The sequence below is a fragment of the Cellulomonas telluris genome, assembly GCF_004886325.1.
Lineage (GTDB): Bacteria > Actinomycetota > Actinomycetes > Actinomycetales > Cellulomonadaceae > Cellulomonas > Cellulomonas telluris.
The window spans coordinates 485,631-502,245 of the sequence record NZ_QXFN01000004.1 but is presented as its reverse complement, the minus strand read 5'-3'; the positions used below and the strand labels follow the sequence as shown (position 1 = coordinate 502,245).

Here is a 16,615-nt window from a genome sequence, read left to right as displayed (position 1 = left end):
CCGTCGTGACGACGTACGCGCGGCCACGGGCCGTCCTCGTGGGCCCGCCCGGCGCCGGGAAGTCGACCGTCGCGGCGGCCCTCGCGCGGCGCTGGGAGGTCGACGTGCGGGACACCGACGCCGACGTCGAGCAGACCGCCGGCAAGCCGATCGGCGAGATCTTCGTCGACGACGGCGAGCCGGCGTTCCGGGCGCTCGAGCGCGACGCGGTGCTCGCGGCGCTCGCCGAGCACGCGGGCGTCCTGGCGCTCGGGGGCGGGGCGGTCCTGCACCCCGACACCCGGGCGGCCCTCGCCGCGTACCGGGCGGGTGGCGGCGTCGTGGTCTTCCTCGACGTCTCGCTCGCCCACGCCGCGCCCCGCGTGGGCCTGAACCGGTCGCGCCCGCTGCTGCTCGGCAACCCGCGGGCGCAGTGGCAGGCGCTTATGGACGCGCGGCGGCCGGTGTACGAGGAGGTCGCCACGCTGCGCGTCCTGACGGACGGGCTGCGCCCGGCGGACGTCGCGGCGGCGGTCGAGGCCGCGCTGGGTGAGGGCTCGCGGGGCGCGACGACGACGGAGGAGGAGCGATGAGCACCATGACCGGGACCCCGGGGGACACCGGGGCGCGCACCGTCACGGTGGCGGGGGAGCAGCCGTACGACGTCGTCGTCGGGAGGCACCTGCTGGGGCACCTGCCCGCCCTGCTGGGCGACGCGGTCCGCCGCGTGCTCGTCGTGCACCCGCCGACGCTCGCCACGTCGGCGGACGCCGTGCGCGAGGACCTGCTGGCCCAGGGCTACGAGGTCTTCCTCGCCGAGGTGCCGGACGCGGAGGAGGCGAAGACCGCCCAGGTCGCCGCGTTCCTGTGGCAGGTGCTCGGCCAGGCGGACTTCACGCGCAGCGACGCCGTCATCGGGCTCGGCGGCGGGGCGACGACCGACCTCGCGGGCTTCGTCGCGGCGACGTGGCTGCGCGGCGTGCGCGTGGTGCACGTGCCGACGACCGTGCTCGCCATGGTCGACGCGGCCGTGGGCGGCAAGACGGGCATCAACACCGCCGAGGGCAAGAACCTGGTGGGCGCGTTCCACCCGCCGGCCGGGGTGCTGTGCGACCTCGCCGCCCTGGAGTCGATGAACCGGCACGACTTCGTCGCCGGCCTGGCCGAGATCGTCAAGGCGGGCTTCATCGCCGACCCGCGCATCCTCGAGCTCGTCGAGGAGAACACGGCGCTGCTGACCGACCCGGTCGCGGCGGCGTCGTCGCCCGTGCTGCTCGAGCTCGTCGAGCGTGCGGTCGCCGTCAAGGCGCGCGTGGTGGGGGAGGACCTGCGCGAGGCCGGGCTGCGGGAGATCCTCAACTACGGGCACACGCTCGGCCACGCGATCGAGCACGTCGAGCGGTACCGGTGGCGCCACGGCGCGGCCGTCTCCGTCGGCATGGTCTTCGCCGCCGAGCTCGCACGGCTGGCGGGCCGCCTGGACGACGCGGTCGTCGCGCGGCACCGGGCGGTGCTCACCGCGCTGGGGCTGCCGGTCACGTACCGCGGCGACCGGTGGGAGCAGCTGATGGCCGCGATGCGCCGCGACAAGAAGACGCGTGGCGACCTGCTGCGGTTCGTGGTGCTCGAGGACGTGGGCCGTCCGGTGCGCCTGGAGGGGCCGGACCCGACCCTGCTGGCGGCGGCCTACGCGGAGATCTCGGTCGACCCGGCGAGGACCGCGGCGATCGACCTCTGACCCGAGACCGTCGAACCGGGGCTGCGAGCACCCCCGTTCCTCGGTCTCGCCGAGTGCGAGCCGTCCCCAGCCCCGGGGCGAGGGGCAGGGGGCAGGGGGCACGGGCAGGGTGGTGCAGGGGTGTTGGCGGTGGGTGGGGCGGCAAGGGTGCGGGGGTGCCTCGTCTCATCGATCGCGGGTGGGTCCCGCCCGTCGCGCGGCGGCAGCGCGGCGTGTTCACGCGGCGGCAGGCCCTCGCGGCGGGCCTGACGGCGGACCAGGTCCGCCACCGGCTCGAACGCGGCGTGTGGCGACGCGTCGCCGGCTCCGCGCTGACGTCCTCCGTCACCCCCGCCTCCGTCGAGGTGGACGCCTACGCCGCCTGGCTGACCTGGCCCGACTCGGTGGTCGCCCTGACGACCGCGGCACGGCTCCACGGCATGCCCGTCCCGGACGACGACCAGGTGCACGTGCTCGTGCCCGGGCCGCGCCGGTCGCGCGGGCGGCTACGGAGCCACGAGCACCGGTGGTCCCGCTCCGAGGTGACGGCCTTCGGCGACGTGCGCGTGACCCGGCCGGACCGGACGCTCCTCGACTGCCTCGCCGTGCTGCCGGAGAGGGCGGGTGCCGGCTGCTCGCCTGGGCCGGACCTCGCCGGGCGATCGCCGCGGAGGCGATCGAGCGGTGGCTCGCGGACCATCCGGGGCACCGCGGGAACAGGCGCCTGGCGCGCGCGGCGGACCGGCTGCGCGCGGGTGCGTACAGTCCCGCGGAGGAGCTGTTGCACGAGATCCTGCGAGCGGCCGGGATCACGGGGTGGGTCGCGGACGCCCACCTGCTGCCGGTGCTCGGGGTGGCTGCGGTGGCGGACGTGTGGTTCCCGGCGGCGCGCCTCGTCGTCGAGGTGGACGGGCGGGTGGCCCACGGTCCCGACCGCTTCCAGCAGGACCGGACGCGGCAGAACCTCCTGGTGGCCGCGGGGTGCACCGTCCTGCGTTTCACCTGGGACGACCTGACCCGGCGCCCGCAGGAGGTCGTCGCCGCGATCCGGCGTGTCGTCGCGCGCCGCACGGACCGGTGAGCCCGATCGATCGGGGCCGTGTGTGCCCTCTGGAAGCGGTCTGAGCGCCGGGGTGTGAAGGTTCAGGCCTTGTGCGGTGCCCGACAAGGGGGCAGGCTTGTTCCGTGTTCGTGCTCACCGTCGACCAGCGCGGCAGCCGCCGCGGGACCGACCGCGTCCCCGAGCTGCTCGAGCGGCTCGCCGACCGCCCGGGGCTCGTGCGCGGGTTCGAGCGGACGGTCGGTGACGAGGTGCAGGGCGTGCTCGCCGACGCCGACGCGGTGGTAGAGCTCGTCCTCGACCTCGTGCGGCTCGGCGGCTGGAGCGTCGGCGTCGGGGCGGGGCCGGTCGTCGAGCCGCTGCCGGCGTCCCCGCGCGCCGCGTCCGGGGAGGCGTTCGTGCTCGCCCGAGCCGCCGTCGAGGCCGCGAAGAGCCGGCAGCGCTCGGTCCCGCTGGCGGTGCGCGGCGTCGACGTCGTCGCGGCCGCCGACGCCGAGGCCGTGCTCACCCTGCTCGGGGCCGTCCTCGTGCGCCGCACGCCCGGCGGGTGGGAGGCGGTCGACGCCGTGCGGGCGGGAGCCGGGCAGGACGTCGTCGCGCAGGGCCTGGGCGTCACGCAGCAGGCCGTGAGCCAGCGGCTGCGTGCCGCGCTGTGGGCCGAGGACCAGGCGGTGCGGCCCGTCGCGGCGCGCCTGTTGACGGCCGCGCAGGGCTGAGGCCAGGGTCGTCGCGTGCACCCCGCCCTGGAGGCCCTCGTCTGGGTCACGGCCCTCGCCGTGTCGACCGGCGGCGGCTGGTACGCCACGCGCCTCGTCCTCGACCTCGCGTCGCGTTCCGCTGACGCCGGCCGCGACGTCCCCACGGCCCAGGTGGAGGCCGGTCCGCTCACGCTCAGCGACGGGCCCGAGGGCCCGGGCGCCCGCCGGGTGCTCCGCGGCGGCACCTGGATCGGCCTGCTCGAGCGCCTCGGCGTGACCGCGGCCGTCCTCGCCGGGATGCCCGAGGGCGCGGCGGTCGTCGTCGCCGTCAAGGGACTGGGGCGGTACGCCGAGCTGCGCGAGAACCCCGGCGCCTCCGAGCGGTTCGTCATCGGCACGCTCGCGTCGCTGGTCTGGGCGTCCCTCGTGGGCTTCGTCGCCCGCCAGATCCTCACCTGAGCCGCCGCCCCGCTGGCGGTCCGGCAGGGCGGGCGGGCCGCGACCCGGTACGATGGACGACGGCCCGCGGCAGGGTGGTCGTCCCGTCGGTGCGCAGCCCCTGGTTCCCCGGGGGAGCGACGCGCCGGGCAGGACCCGCCGCCGCGGACGACCGGCGCACGCGCGCCGCACGCGCCGGACCCGGCGCGCACGCCGACCACCGACTGGGAGAACGACGCTCGTGGCGACCACCAACGACCTGAAGAACGGCACCGTGCTGCGCATCGACGGCCAGCTGTGGACCGTCATCGAGTTCCAGCACGTCAAGCCCGGCAAGGGTGGCGCGTTCGTCCGCACCAAGCTGAAGAACGTGCTGTCCGGCAAGGTCGTCGACCGCACGTTCAACGCCGGCGTGAAGGTCGAGACGGCGAACGTCGACAAGCGCGACATGCAGTACCTGTACAAGGACGGCGACGACTTCGTGTTCATGGACACGGACACCTACGACCAGCTGCACGTCCCCGCCGCGACGGTCGGCACGGCCGCGAACTTCATGCTCGAGTCGCAGACCGCGCTCGTCGCCACGAACGAGGGCGTCCCGCTCTACGTCGAGCTCCCGCCGTCGGTGGTCCTCGAGGTCACGTACACCGAGCCGGGCCTGCAGGGCGACCGCTCGTCCGCCGGCACGAAGCCCGCGACCCTCGAGACCGGCTACGAGATCCAGGTGCCGCTGTTCCTCGAGGCCAACACGAAGGTCAAGGTGGACACGCGCGACGGGTCGTACCTCGGCCGCGTGAACGACTGACGTGGGCGCCCGGACCAAGGCGCGCAAGCGCGCGCTCGACGTGCTGTTCGAGGCGGACCAGCGCGGCGTCGCCGTCGGCGAGCTCCTCGCACGGCGCGTCGTCGAGCCGGGCGCCGAGACCGCGCTGCCGCAGTACAGCGTCGACGTGGTCGAGGGCGTGCTGGCGCACCTCGAGCGGATCGACGAGGTGCTCGCGACGCACGCGCACGGCTGGACGATCGCGCGCATGCCGGCCGTCGACCGCGCGCTGCTGCGCATCGGCACGTGGGAGATCCTCTGGAACGACGACGTGCCGGACGCCGTCGCGGTCGACGAGGCCGTCAACCTGGCACGCGAGCTCTCCACGGACGAGTCGCCGTCCTTCGTCAACGGCCTGCTGGGCCGCATCGTCGAGCAGAAGCCGACGCTGCTCGCCTGAGCCGCCGAGCACCGGCGCGGGCGGTGCGACCACCACGGTCGCGCCGCCCGCGTCGTCGTGCAGGGCCGGTGACCGGGGGACGGGCGGGGGCGCCCTCAGAGCATGTCGGGCGACGACACGTCGGACGTCCCGCCCACGACCCGCAGGGGCCGCGGGACCGTCCGGCTGCGCGGGCGGCGGGGCAGGTCCGAGCGCGGTGTGGGCCGCGCGCCGCGCACCGGCAGGCCGGGAGCCGGGCGCCCCACGAACATCCCCTGCGCGTGCCGCACACCGAGGTCGACCAGGACCTGCAGGTCGCCGGCCGACTCCACGCCCTCGGCGACGACGTCGAGGCCGTGGTGCTCCGCGAGGGCGACGATGGCGCGCACCGGACCGGCACCCCGGGGGGTGCGGACCTCGCGCACGAAGGACCGGTCGATCTTGAGGACGTCCACGGGCAGCCGCGCCAGCCGGGCCAGCGAGCTGAACCCGGTCCCGAAGTCGTCCAGCGCGATCCGGGCGCCCCGGGCGCGCAGCTCGGACAGCACCGGGACGGCGGTGGTGGTGCGCAGCATCGTGCTCTCGGTGATCTCGACCGTGAGGTGCTCCCACAGGCCGCCGCCCCACGCCTCGTCGATCCGCTCGAGCACGTCGTGCTCGTGCAGCTCGCGCGCGGAGAGGTTGACCGCGACCGGCATCTGGTGGCGGTCCAGGGCACGCCGCGCCTGGCGGAACATCGCGTGGCCGATCGGCACGACGAGGCCCGTCTGCTCCGCGACGGCGAGCCAGTGCTCGGGCAGCACGACCTTGTCGCCCTCCTGCCAGCGGGCGAGCGCCTCGAGCCCGACGACCTCGAGCGTGTGCGTGTCGACGATCGGCTGGAACCAGGCCGTGATCCGGTCCTCGTGCACCGCTCGCTCGAGCGCCGCCCGCAGCCGGCGCGAGTCCTCGGCCTGCGCGCGCAGGGCCGAGTCGAAGACGCGGTGCCCGCTGCGCGCGCGCTTCGCCTCGAGCATGGCGTCGTCCGCGTGCCGGAGCAGCGCGTCCGCGTCGAGGACCTCCTCCGGGTTCCAGGTCGCGACGCCGCACGTGAGGTGGGGCCCCGCCGGGCTGCCGACACGCGTGTCGAAGCCCGCGCGCAGGCGCCGGGCGAGGTCCGCCAGGTCGGCGTCGTCGGGGGCGCGCGAGACGACCACCGCGAACTCGTCGCCGGCCAGCCGAGCCACGTACGTCTCGCTGTCGCTCCAGGTGCGCAGGTAGTCGGCGGTGCGTCGCAGGAGCTCGTCGCCCGCGGCGTGCCCCTCCCGGTCGTTGACGTCCTTGAAGCCGTCGATGTCGCAGTAGAGGACGGACACGCGCGTGCGCTCGACGGCCGCCCGCTCGAGCGTCGCGAGCAGGTAGCGGTCGGCGGCGCGGCGGTTGGGCAGGCCCGTGAGCGCGTCGGTCTCGGCCGCGCGCGACAGGCGGTCGGTCAGGGCGTACCGCTCGGCCGCCGACGCCACGACCACCGCCAGGTCGATGAGGAACGTCCGCTCGTGCGGGGCGAGCCCGTCCGGGTCGGCGGGGAACAGCTCGGCGACGAAGCGGTCGCGCTGCAGCGGGCGCAGCGACCCCTCGATGCTCGGGTCGTCGAGCACGGCGCGCGCGGCCTCGCACGCCTGCTCGAGCAGCGCGTCCGCGTCCCGGCTGAACCAGGCGGCGTTGGTCACGCCGGCCAGCGCGTCACGCATGAGCTCGCGGCGCCGCGCCGTCTGCTGCCAGCGCAGGAGCCGCACCAGGGCGAGGGACTCCAGCCCGACCGCGAGCGGGATCGGCCACAGCGCGCCGAACGCGGCGGCGTGCGCCACGTCGGACAGCAGGAGCCCGACGGTGAGCAGGACGAGCGAGAGACCGGCCGCCGCGGCGAGGAGCCAGCCCACCCGGGTGATGCGGGCTGCGCCGAGGGCCGCGACGACGTACCCGACGGTGACGGCGAGCGCGAGGAACAGCAGGCCGGAGACGACGTGCCGGCCCGACGGGTCCCCGCGCTCCGCGGCGTCCGCCGCCGGGACCCAGAGCAGGGCACGGACCGCGAGCACGGCCGCGGTGACGACGACCCACGGCGTCAGGCGCGGACCTCGGCCCCCGAACGCCTTCGTCGCGGGCAGGCAGAGCAGCACGACGGCGGCCACGAGCTGGGCGTGCAGGAAGGCCAGGGCCCCGCGCGCCGCCTCCGGCGCGGTGACGTCGCGCACGCCGGCGGCGAGCAGCGTGAGCGCCACGGCGGCCGAGAGCGCCACCGCCCACCGGGGCCCGTCCGAGCGGTGGGCGCCGCGCCACCACACCCACTGGAGCACGCAGAACCCGCCGACGAGCCCGGCGGCGAGGAGCTGCAGGACGGTGGTCCACAGGGGCACGTCGGGGGGCACGAGGTGTCCATCGGTCGTCCGTGACGTGGTGTTGAACGGCATCCGGGTGACGTCCCCCCGGCGGCGGGGCGGGTAAGGTGGCACCGCCACCCCCTTTAAGCCCGTCCCGTGAGGCGGGGAAGGAGCGCACGCATGAGCACTGGCACACCCGCGCCCGCGTCCGGGCGCACCGATGCCGTCCCGGACGGCACGGGGACCGAGGTCCTCGGCGCGGCGGACATCGGCCGCGCACTCACCCGCATCGCGCACGAGGTCGTGGAGCGCAACAAGGGCGTCGAGGACGTCGTCCTGCTGGGCATCCCGACCCGGGGTCTGCCGCTGGCCGAGCGCCTGGCCGCGCGTCTCGCGCACGTCGAGGGCGTCGACGCCGGCGACCTCGTCGGCAGCCTCGACGTGACGATGCACCGCGACGACCTCGCGCGGCAGCCGATCCGCCCGATCGGCACGACCCGCCTGCCGTCCGGGGGCCTGGACGGCCGGGTGGTGGTCCTCGTCGACGACGTCCTGTTCTCGGGGCGCACGATCCGGGCCGCGCTCGACGCGATCAGCGACCTCGGGCGGCCGCGCGCGGTGCAGCTGGCGGTCCTGGTGGACCGCGGCCACCGCGAGCTGCCGATCCGGGCGGACTACGTCGGCAAGAACCTGCCGACGGCGGCGAGCGAGCGCGTGCGCGTGCTCCTGCAGGAGACGGACGGCCGCGACGCCGTCCTCATCGAGGGTGCGAGGGGGACCGGACGATGAGGCACCTGCTCTCCGCGGGCGACCTGACCCGCGACGAGGCGGTGCTCGTCCTCGACACCGCCGCCCAGATGGCCGCGACGCAGGCCCGGGAGATCAAGAAGCTGCCGACGCTGCGCGGCCGCACCGTGGTGAACCTCTTCTTCGAGGACTCCACGCGCACCCGGATCTCGTTCGAGACCGCCGCGAAGCGCCTCTCGGCGGACGTCATCAACTTCTCCGCGAAGGGGTCGAGCGTCTCGAAGGGGGAGTCGCTCAAGGACACCGCGCTGACGCTGCAGGCGATGGGGGCGGACGCGGTGGTGATCCGCCACCACGCGTCGGGCGCCCCGCACACGCTCGCGCACGCGGGCTGGACGCACGGCGCGGTCGTGAACGCGGGCGACGGCATGCACCAGCACCCGACGCAGGCGCTGCTCGACGCGTTCACGCTGCGCCGGCACCTCGTCGGCGACGGCGGCCGGGCGGACGTCACGGGCCGCGACCTCGCCGGCGCGCACGTCGCGATCGTGGGCGACGTGCTGCACAGCCGCGTCGCGCGCTCCAACGTGCAGCTGCTGCACACGCTCGGTGCGCGCGTGACGCTCGTCGCACCGCCCACGCTCGTGCCGGTCGGCGCCGGCACGTGGACCGCGGACGTGTCCTACGACCTGGACGAGACCCTCGCGACCGGCCCGGACGCGGTCATGATGCTGCGGGTCCAGCGCGAGCGGATGTCGAGCGCGGGCGGCGGGTACTTCCCGAGCCCGCTCGAGTACACCCGCGCGTACGGGCTCGACGGGCGCCGGCTCGCGGTGCTGCCGGAGCACGCGGTCGTCCTGCACCCCGGGCCCATGAACCGGGGCCTGGAGATCTCGGCGGACGCGGCGGACTCGCCCCGCGCGGTGATCGTCGAGCAGGTGGCGAACGGCGTGGCGGTCCGCATGGCGGTGCTGTACCTGCTGCTCGCGGGCGGCGACCAGCGCCCCGGGGCGGACGCGGAGGACATGGAGGCGCGCACGGGCGTGCGCACGGACGGAACGAGGGTGCACGCGTGAGCACGACCTACCTGCTGCGGGGCGTGGCGCCCCTGGGCGGCGACCGCACGGACGTGCGCGTCGAGGACGGGGTCGTCACGGCCCTCGGCGCGGACGCGACGGCGGACGGCGCGACGGTCGTCGACGGCGACGGCCTCGTGCTCCTGCCCGGCCTGGTCGACCTGCACACCCACCTGCGCGAGCCGGGCCGCGAGGACGCCGAGACCGTCGCGTCGGGCACGCGGGCCGCGGCGGCGGGGGGCTTCACCGCCGTGCACGCCATGGCGAACACCTCGCCGGTCCAGGACACCGCGGGCGTCGTCGAGCAGGTGTGGCGCCTCGGGCGCGACGCCGGCTGGGCCGAGGTGCGCCCGGTCGGCGCCGTGACGGTCGGCCTGGCGGGGGAGCGCCTCGCCGAGCTGCAGGCCATGGCCCGGTCGGCCGCGGCGGTGCGGGTGTTCTCCGACGACGGGAAGTGCGTGGACGACCCGGTCCTCATGCGCCGGGCGCTGGAGTACGTCAAGGCGTTCGACGGGGTCATCGCGCAGCACGCCCAGGAGCCCCGCCTCACCGAGGGCGCGCAGATGCACGAGGGCGTGGTGTCGGCCGAGCTGGGGCTGACGGGCTGGCCCGCGGTCGCCGAGGAGGCGATCATCGCCCGCGACGTGCTGCTCGCGGAGCACGTCGGCTCGCGGCTGCACGTCTGCCACCTGTCGACGGCCGGGTCGGTCGAGATCGTCCGCTGGGCCAAGGCGCGCGGGATCGCGGTGACCGCGGAGGTCACGCCCCACCACCTCGTGCTCACCGACGAGTCGGCGCGCGGCTACGACCCGCGCTTCAAGGTCAACCCGCCGCTGCGCACCGCGGAGGACGTCGAGGCGGTCCGCGCCGGCCTCGAGGACGGCACGATCGACGTCGTCGCGACCGACCACGCGCCGCACACGCGCGAGGACAAGGACTGCGAGTGGGCGGCCGCGGCCTTCGGGATGACCGGCCTGGAGACCGCGCTGTCCGTCGTGCAGGCCACGATGGTGGACACGGGCCGGCTCACCTGGGCGGACGTCGCCCGCGTGCTGTCGCACACGCCCGCCGCGATCGGGCGTGTCGCGGGGCAGGGTCGGCCGGTCGCCGTGGGTGAGCCCGCGAACCTCACGCTGGTCGACCCCTCCGCCCGGCGCACGGTCGTGCCCGAGCGGCAGGCGACCGCGAGCGTGAACTCGCCGTTCGCCGGCACGGAGCTGCCCGGGGCCGTCGTCGCGACGTTCCTGCGCGGTCGGCCCACGGTGCTCGACGGCGTGCTCGTCGACGCGGGCGCCGGGGTGGGTGCCTGATGCCGACGTGGCTCTCGGTGGCCCTGCTGCTGGCGCTGCTCGTCCTGGCGCTGTGGGGCATGCGGGCCGGCTGGCGGAACCGGACCCGCCGCACCGCCCTGCTGGTGCCGACGCTCCCCGACGTGCCCGCCGACGCCGGCCCGGCCAGGACCGAGCCCGCCGAGGCGGTCTACGTGTCCTCGACCCGCGCGGGCGACTGGCTCGACCGCGTCGCCGCCCACGGGCTCGGCGACCGCAGCCCGGCGGTCGTGAGCGTGCACGACGCCGGCGTGCTGCTCCGCCGCCCAGGAGCACGTGACCTCTGGGTCCCCGCCGACCGCCTCACGGGGGTCGGCACCACGCGGGGCCAGGCCGGCAAGTTCGTCGGGCCCGAAGGGCTCGTCGTCCTCACGTGGGTGCCCGACCCGGCCACCGGCACCGCCCTCGACACCGCGCTGCGCATGCGCCACGACGCCGACAAGGAGCCGCTGCTCGCCGCGGCGCGCTCCCTCGTCCGGCCCGGTGGCCACCGCGACGGCGCCGACCACGACAGCGCCGTCCCCGACAGCGCGCCCCGACCGCAGGAGGAGCAGGCATGAGCGACGCGATCCTCGTCCTCGAGGACGGCCGCACGTTCACCGGACGGGCCTACGGCGCGACCGGCCGGACGCTCGGCGAGATCGTCTTCAACACGGGCATGACGGGCTACCAGGAGACCCTGACGGACCCGTCGTACCACCGGCAGATCGTCGTGATGACCGCGCCGCACATCGGCAACACGGGCGTGAACGACGAGGACCCCGAGTCGCGCCGCATCTGGGTCGCCGGGTTCGTCGTGCGCGACCCCGCCCGCCGCCCGTCGAGCTGGCGCTCGCGCCGCACCCTCGACGACGAGCTCGCCGAGCAGGGCGTCGTCGGCATCAGCGGCCTCGACACCCGCGCCCTCACGCGGCACCTGCGCGAGCGCGGCGTCATGCGGGCGGGCGTGTTCTCCGGCGACGCGCTCGTGGACGGCCAGGGCGACCGCCGCCCCGTCGACGAGCTGCTCGACGAGGTGCGGTCCGCGCCCGCCATGGCCGGTGCGGACCTGGCCGGCGAGGTCAGCGTCGACGCCGCGTACGTGGTGCCGGCGCTCGGCCCCGACGGCACGCCGCTGGAGGCACCCGTGGCTCGCGTCGCGGCGGTCGACCTCGGCATCAAGTCGATGACCCCGCAGCGCCTGGCCGAGCGCGGCGTCGAGGTGCACGTGCTGCCCGCGACCTCGTCGATCTCCGAGGTCCTCGCGGTCGGCCCCGACGGCGTCTTCTTCTCGAACGGCCCCGGCGACCCGTCCGCGGCCCGGCACGAGATCGACCTGCTGCGCGGCGTGCTCGACCGCCGCATCCCGTTCTTCGGGATCTGCTACGGCAACCAGCTGTTCGGCCGCGCCCTCGGGTTCGGCACCTACAAGCTCCAGTACGGGCACCGCGGCGTGAACCAGCCGGTCATGGACCGCACGACCGGCAAGGTCGAGATCACGGCGCACAACCACGGCTTCGCGGTCGACGCACCGCTCGACGCCGAGACCGTCGCCCCGTTCGACGGCGGCCGGTACGGGCGCGTCCGCGTCTCGCACGTCGACCTCAACGACGACGTGGTCGAGGGCCTCGAGGCGCTCGACCTGCCCGCGTTCTCGGTCCAGTACCACCCGGAGGCGGCGGCCGGCCCGCACGACGCGGCCTACCTCTTCGACCGCTTCGTCGACCTCATGACCCGTCACCCCGAGGGCACCGCCGACGACGCGGGCCTCCACGACTCCCAGAAGGGCGCCGCCTGATGCCCCGCCGCGACGACCTGCACAGCGTCCTCGTCATCGGCTCCGGCCCGATCGTCATCGGTCAGGCCGCCGAGTTCGACTACTCCGGGACGCAGGCGTGCCGGGTGCTCAAGGAGGAGGGCCTGCGGGTCGTCCTCGTGAACTCCAACCCGGCCACGATCATGACCGACCCGGAGTTCGCCGACGCCACCTACGTCGAGCCGATCACCACCGAGGTCCTCACCTCGATCATCGCCAAGGAGCGGCCCGACGCGATCCTGCCGACGCTGGGCGGCCAGACCGCCCTCAACGCGGCCATCGCGCTGGACGAGGCGGGCGTGCTCGAGGAGTACGGCGTCGAGCTCATCGGCGCGAACATCCCCGCGATCCAGAAGGGCGAGGACCGCCAGCAGTTCAAGGACGTCGTCGCGGTCGCGGGCGGCGAGTCCGCGCGCTCGGCGATCGTGCACACCGTCGACGAGGCGCTCGTCGCCGCCGAGGACCTCGGGTACCCGATGGTCGTGCGGCCGTCGTTCACCATGGGCGGTCTGGGCTCGGGCATGGCGTACGACGAGGCGGACCTGCGCCGGATCGTCGGCCAGGGCCTGCACTACTCCCCGACCACCGAGGTGCTCCTGGAGGAGTCGATCCTCGGCTGGAAGGAGTACGAGCTCGAGCTCATGCGCGACAAGCACGACAACGTCGTGGTCGTCTGCTCGATCGAGAACGTGGACCCGGTCGGCGTGCACACCGGCGACTCGGTGACGGTCGCCCCGGCGCTGACGCTGACCGACCGCGAGTACCAGCGGCTGCGCGACATCGGCATCGCGGTGATCCGCGAGGTCGGCGTCGACACCGGCGGCTGCAACATCCAGTTCGCGGTGCACCCGGACACGGGCCGCATCATCGTCATCGAGATGAACCCGCGCGTGTCGCGGTCGTCGGCGCTGGCGTCGAAGGCGACGGGCTTCCCGATCGCGAAGATCGCGGCGAAGCTCGCTGTCGGCTACACCCTCGACGAGATCCCCAACGACATCACCGGCTCGACGCCGGCGTCGTTCGAGCCGACGCTGGACTACGTCGTCGTCAAGGTGCCGCGGTTCGCGTTCGAGAAGTTCCCGGCGGCGGACGATACGCTGACGACGACCATGAAGTCCGTCGGCGAGGCCATGGCGATGGGCCGCAACTTCACCGAGGCGCTCGGCAAGGCGATGCGCTCGATCGACAAGAAGGGCTCGACGTTCCACTGGGACGGCGAGCCGGCGTCGGGCGAGGAGCTGGACCGGCTCGTCGCGTCGATCTCGCGGCCGACCGAGCACCGCCTCATCGACGTGCAGCAGGTGCTGCGGGCCGGCGTGGCGGTGGACGAGGTCTACGCGCGCACCGGCATCGACCCGTGGTTCCTCGACCAGGTGCAGCTCATGAACGAGGTCGCGGCGGAGACGGCGGCCGCACCGGCGCTGACCCGCGAGGTCCTCGCGCACGCCAAGCGGCACGGCCTCTCCGACACGCAGGTGGCGAGCCTGCGCCAGACCAGCGAGGACGCCGTGCGCCGCACCCGGTGGGCGCTGGGCGTGCGGCCGGTCTACAAGACGGTCGACACGTGCGCCGCGGAGTTCGCGGCCCGCACCCCGTACCACTACTCGTCCTACGACGAGGAGACGGAGGTCGCGCCGCGCGAGCGTCCCGCGATCCTCATCCTCGGCTCGGGCCCGAACCGCATCGGCCAGGGCATCGAGTTCGACTACTCCTGCGTGCACGCCGCGCTGGCGCTCAAGGGCGAGTACGAGACCGTCATGGTCAACTGCAACCCGGAGACCGTCTCGACGGACTACGACACCTCCGACCGCCTGTACTTCGAGCCGCTGACGTTCGAGGACGTCCTCGAGGTCTACGAGGCCGAGCTCGCGGCGGGTCCCGTCGCCGGCCTCATCGTCACCCTCGGCGGTCAGACGCCGCTCTCGCTCGCGCAGCGCCTCGCCGACGCGGGCCTGCCGATCCTGGGCACCCCGCCGGAGGCGATCGACGCGGCCGAGGACCGTGGCGAGTTCGGCCGCGTGCTCGAGGCGGCCGGGCTGCCGGCCCCCGCGTTCGGCACCGCCACGACGCTCGACGGCGCGCGCGAGACCGCCCGCCGCATCGGGTTCCCGGTGCTCGTGCGCCCCTCGTACGTGCTCGGCGGCCGCGGCATGGAGATCGTCTACGACGAGGCGCAGCTCACCGAGTACGTCGAGCGGGCGCTCGCCGAGGCGGCGGGCACGCGCGCCTCGCTGCCGCCGCTGCTCATCGACCGGTTCCTCGACGACGCGATCGAGATCGACGTCGACGCGCTCTACGACGGCACCGAGCTGTTCCTCGGCGGGGTCATGGAGCACATCGAGGAGGCGGGCATCCACTCCGGCGACTCGGCGTGCGCGCTGCCGCCGATCACGCTGTCCGCCGCCGAGCTCGAGCGGATCCGCACGTCGACCGAGGCCATCGCGCGGGGTGTCGGCGTGCGCGGGCTGCTCAACATCCAGTTCGCGCTCGTCTCCGACGTGCTCTACGTCCTCGAGGCGAACCCCCGCGCCTCCCGCACGGCGCCGTTCGTGTCGAAGGCCACGGGCGTCTCGCTCGCCAAGGCGGCGGCGCTGGTCATGGCCGGCCACTCGATCGCGCAGCTGCGCGCCGACGGCGTCCTGCCCGACGTCGACGCGGGGACGCTCGACCTCGACGCGCCCATCGCCGTCAAGGAGGCGGTGCTGCCGTTCAAGCGGTTCCGCACCGCCGACGGCACGGTGGTCGACACGGTGCTCGGGCCGGAGATGCGCTCGACCGGCGAGGTCATGGGCTTCGACGTCGACTTCCCGACCGCGTTCGCGAAGTCGCAGGAGGCGTCCTTCGGCGGCCTGCCGCAGTCCGGCACGGTGTTCATCTCCGTCGCGGACCGGGACAAGCGGTCGATCGTGCTCGAGGTCAAGCGTCTGCAGGAGCTCGGCTTCGAGGTGCTCGCCACCGAGGGCACGGCCGCCGTGCTGCGCCGCTCGGGCATCGCGTCGCGCGTGGTGCGCAAGCACTCGGCGGGCCGCGGGCCGTCGGGCGAGCCGACGATCGTCGACCTCATCACCGCCGGCGAGGTCGACATGGTCGTGAACACGCCGTCCGGCCAGGGCGCACGTGCGGACGGCTACGAGATCCGCGCCGCCACGACGGCCGCCGACAAGGCGATCATCACGACGGTCCAGCAGCTCGGCGCGGCCGTGCAGGCGATCGACGCGGCCCGGTCGGGCCCGTTCCGGGTCACGAGCCTGCAGGAGCACGAGGAGGCCGCCCGCGCGCGGCGCCGCGCGCTCACCGGGGCGGCGGCCGGGGGAGCGGCGTGACGGTCGGCACCGGCGGCGGCGCGGGCGCGCCCTTCGGGGCGCGCCTCGCCGCCGCGATGGACGAGCACGGTCCGCTGTGCGTGGGCATCGACCCGCACGCGACCCTGCTGGCGGACTGGGGACTGGCCGACGACGCCGGCGGCCTGCGCACGTTCGCGCTGACGGTCCTCGACGCCCTGGCGGGCCGCGTGGCCGCGGTGAAGCCGCAGGCCGCGTTCTTCGAGCGGCACGGCTCCGCCGGGGTCGCCGTGCTCGAGGAGGTCGTCGCCGCGGGGCGGGAGACCGGCACCCTCGTCGTGGTCGACGCGAAGCGCGGCGACATCGGCTCGACGATGGGCGCCTACGCGGAGGCGTTCCTGCGCGACGGCTCGCCCCTCGCCGGGGACGCGCTCACGGTGTCCCCGTACCTGGGGTTCGGCTCGCTCGACCCCGCGGTGGACCTCGCGCACGCCACCGGCCGTGGCCTGTTCGTCCTGTGCCTCACCTCCAACAAGGAGGGTCACGAGGTGCAGCACGCCCGCACGGAGGACGGTCCCACGGTCGCGGCGACCATGGCGGCGCGTGCCGCGGCGCTCAACGCGGGGGAGCGGCCGCTGGGCTCCGTGGGGCTGGTCGTGGGCGCCACCGTGGGGGACGCGGCGGAGCGTGCCGGTGTGGACCTGACGCGGGTCAACGGACCGCTGCTCGCGCCCGGTGTCGGCGCCCAGGGCGCCGGTGCCGCCGAGCTCGCCCGGGTGTTCGGCCCGGCACGCCGGCAGGTCCTGGCGTCCTCGTCGCGCGCGGTCCTGGCCGCCGGCCCTGACCCGCTGGCCCTGCGCGACGCCGCGGGACGTGCCGCCGCCGAGGCCGCCGCCGCCCTGCGGTGAGCCGGCCGGTGCACCGTCCGTGCAGG

General features: G+C 75.2%; 15 protein-coding genes. 14 read left to right on the top strand and 1 reads right to left on the bottom strand.

What is annotated here, in order from left to right; all coding sequences use genetic code 11:
* The first annotated feature begins 5 nt into the window (after positions 1–5).
* The 7 genes from FB586_RS14520 to nusB all read left to right on the top strand — a co-directional run bounded on the left by FB586_RS14520 (position 6) and on the right by nusB (position 5,115).
* Positions 6–572, top strand: coding sequence for a shikimate kinase (locus FB586_RS14520; RefSeq protein WP_136520031.1), 567 nt, complete (start codon positions 6–8; stop codon positions 570–572).
* Entirely contained in the window at positions 569–1,717 is a 1,149-nt protein-coding gene (gene aroB, locus FB586_RS14515) for a 3-dehydroquinate synthase (RefSeq protein ID WP_370741090.1), read from the top strand. The genes FB586_RS14520 and aroB overlap by 4 nt, the downstream gene beginning before the upstream one ends.
* Positions 1,718–1,826: 109 nt before the next feature.
* Positions 1,827–2,777, top strand: coding sequence for an endonuclease domain-containing protein (locus FB586_RS20275; protein ID WP_306419168.1), 951 nt, complete (start codon positions 1,827–1,829; stop codon positions 2,775–2,777).
* A gap of 104 nt (positions 2,778–2,881) precedes the next feature.
* A complete protein-coding gene (locus tag FB586_RS14505; RefSeq protein WP_136520029.1) occupies positions 2,882–3,472 on the top strand; it encodes a hypothetical protein in 591 nt (196 codons plus the stop codon).
* A 15-nt stretch (positions 3,473–3,487) separates the two neighbouring features.
* Positions 3,488–3,913, top strand: coding sequence for a hypothetical protein (locus FB586_RS14500; RefSeq protein WP_136520028.1), 426 nt, complete (start codon positions 3,488–3,490; stop codon positions 3,911–3,913).
* Positions 3,914–4,133: 220 nt separating this feature from the next.
* Positions 4,134–4,697 carry an elongation factor P gene (gene efp / locus FB586_RS14495; RefSeq protein WP_136520027.1) on the top strand — a complete coding sequence of 188 codons (564 nt, stop codon included), beginning with the start codon at positions 4,134–4,136 and terminating at the stop codon, positions 4,695–4,697.
* 1 nt (position 4,698) lies between these two features.
* Positions 4,699–5,115, top strand: a complete 417-nt coding sequence (gene nusB, locus FB586_RS14490) for a transcription antitermination factor NusB (RefSeq protein ID WP_136520026.1) — start codon at positions 4,699–4,701, stop codon at positions 5,113–5,115.
* A 95-nt stretch (positions 5,116–5,210) separates the two neighbouring features.
* Here nusB and FB586_RS14485 read toward each other — a convergent pair whose 3' ends face one another.
* Complete coding sequence (locus tag FB586_RS14485; protein ID WP_246036779.1) at positions 5,211–7,502, bottom strand: putative bifunctional diguanylate cyclase/phosphodiesterase; 2,292 nt, start codon at positions 7,500–7,502, stop codon at positions 5,211–5,213.
* 132 nt (positions 7,503–7,634) lie between these two features.
* Between FB586_RS14485 and pyrR the strand changes: the two genes are divergently transcribed.
* Genes pyrR through pyrF form a run of 7 tightly spaced genes read left to right on the top strand, consistent with a single transcriptional unit; the run spans position 7,635 to position 16,589 of the window.
* Positions 7,635–8,243 (top strand): bifunctional pyr operon transcriptional regulator/uracil phosphoribosyltransferase PyrR, encoded by a 609-nt coding sequence (gene pyrR / locus FB586_RS14480; RefSeq protein WP_136520024.1) that lies wholly within the window; start codon positions 7,635–7,637, stop codon positions 8,241–8,243.
* Complete coding sequence (locus tag FB586_RS14475; RefSeq protein WP_136520023.1) at positions 8,240–9,277, top strand: aspartate carbamoyltransferase catalytic subunit; 1,038 nt, start codon at positions 8,240–8,242, stop codon at positions 9,275–9,277. The genes pyrR and FB586_RS14475 overlap by 4 nt, the downstream gene beginning before the upstream one ends.
* Positions 9,274–10,587 carry a dihydroorotase gene (locus tag FB586_RS14470; RefSeq protein ID WP_136520022.1) on the top strand — a complete coding sequence of 438 codons (1,314 nt, stop codon included), beginning with the start codon at positions 9,274–9,276 and terminating at the stop codon, positions 10,585–10,587. Before FB586_RS14475 ends, FB586_RS14470 begins: the two co-directional genes overlap by 4 nt.
* Positions 10,587–11,165 (top strand): PH-like domain-containing protein, encoded by a 579-nt coding sequence (locus FB586_RS14465; RefSeq protein ID WP_136520021.1) that lies wholly within the window; start codon positions 10,587–10,589, stop codon positions 11,163–11,165. Before FB586_RS14470 ends, FB586_RS14465 begins: the two co-directional genes overlap by 1 nt.
* Positions 11,162–12,382, top strand: a complete 1,221-nt coding sequence (carA, locus tag FB586_RS14460; protein WP_136520020.1) for a glutamine-hydrolyzing carbamoyl-phosphate synthase small subunit — start codon at positions 11,162–11,164, stop codon at positions 12,380–12,382. Before FB586_RS14465 ends, carA begins: the two co-directional genes overlap by 4 nt.
* Entirely contained in the window at positions 12,382–15,723 is a 3,342-nt protein-coding gene (gene carB, locus FB586_RS14455) for a carbamoyl-phosphate synthase large subunit (RefSeq protein ID WP_136520019.1), read from the top strand. Before carA ends, carB begins: the two co-directional genes overlap by 1 nt.
* Entirely contained in the window at positions 15,720–16,589 is an 870-nt protein-coding gene (gene pyrF / locus FB586_RS14450) for an orotidine-5'-phosphate decarboxylase (protein WP_281276682.1), read from the top strand. The genes carB and pyrF overlap by 4 nt, the downstream gene beginning before the upstream one ends.
* Positions 16,590–16,615 lie beyond the last annotated feature (26 nt).

What these genes read in the sequence shown, in the direction of transcription:
- FB586_RS14465 (WP_136520021.1), top strand. Translation starts at nt 10,587, where the DNA reads ATGCCGACGTGGCTCTCGGTGGCCCTGCTGCTGGCGCTGCTCGTCCTG.
- carA (WP_136520020.1), top strand. Translation starts at nt 11,162, where the DNA reads ATGAGCGACGCGATCCTCGTCCTCGAGGACGGCCGCACGTTCACCGGA.
- carB (WP_136520019.1), top strand. Translation starts at nt 12,382, where the DNA reads ATGCCCCGCCGCGACGACCTGCACAGCGTCCTCGTCATCGGCTCCGGC.
- pyrR (WP_136520024.1), top strand. Translation starts at nt 7,635, where the DNA reads ATGAGCACTGGCACACCCGCGCCCGCGTCCGGGCGCACCGATGCCGTC.
- aroB (WP_370741090.1), top strand. Translation starts at nt 569, where the DNA reads ATGAGCACCATGACCGGGACCCCGGGGGACACCGGGGCGCGCACCGTC.
- FB586_RS14475 (WP_136520023.1), top strand. Translation starts at nt 8,240, where the DNA reads ATGAGGCACCTGCTCTCCGCGGGCGACCTGACCCGCGACGAGGCGGTG.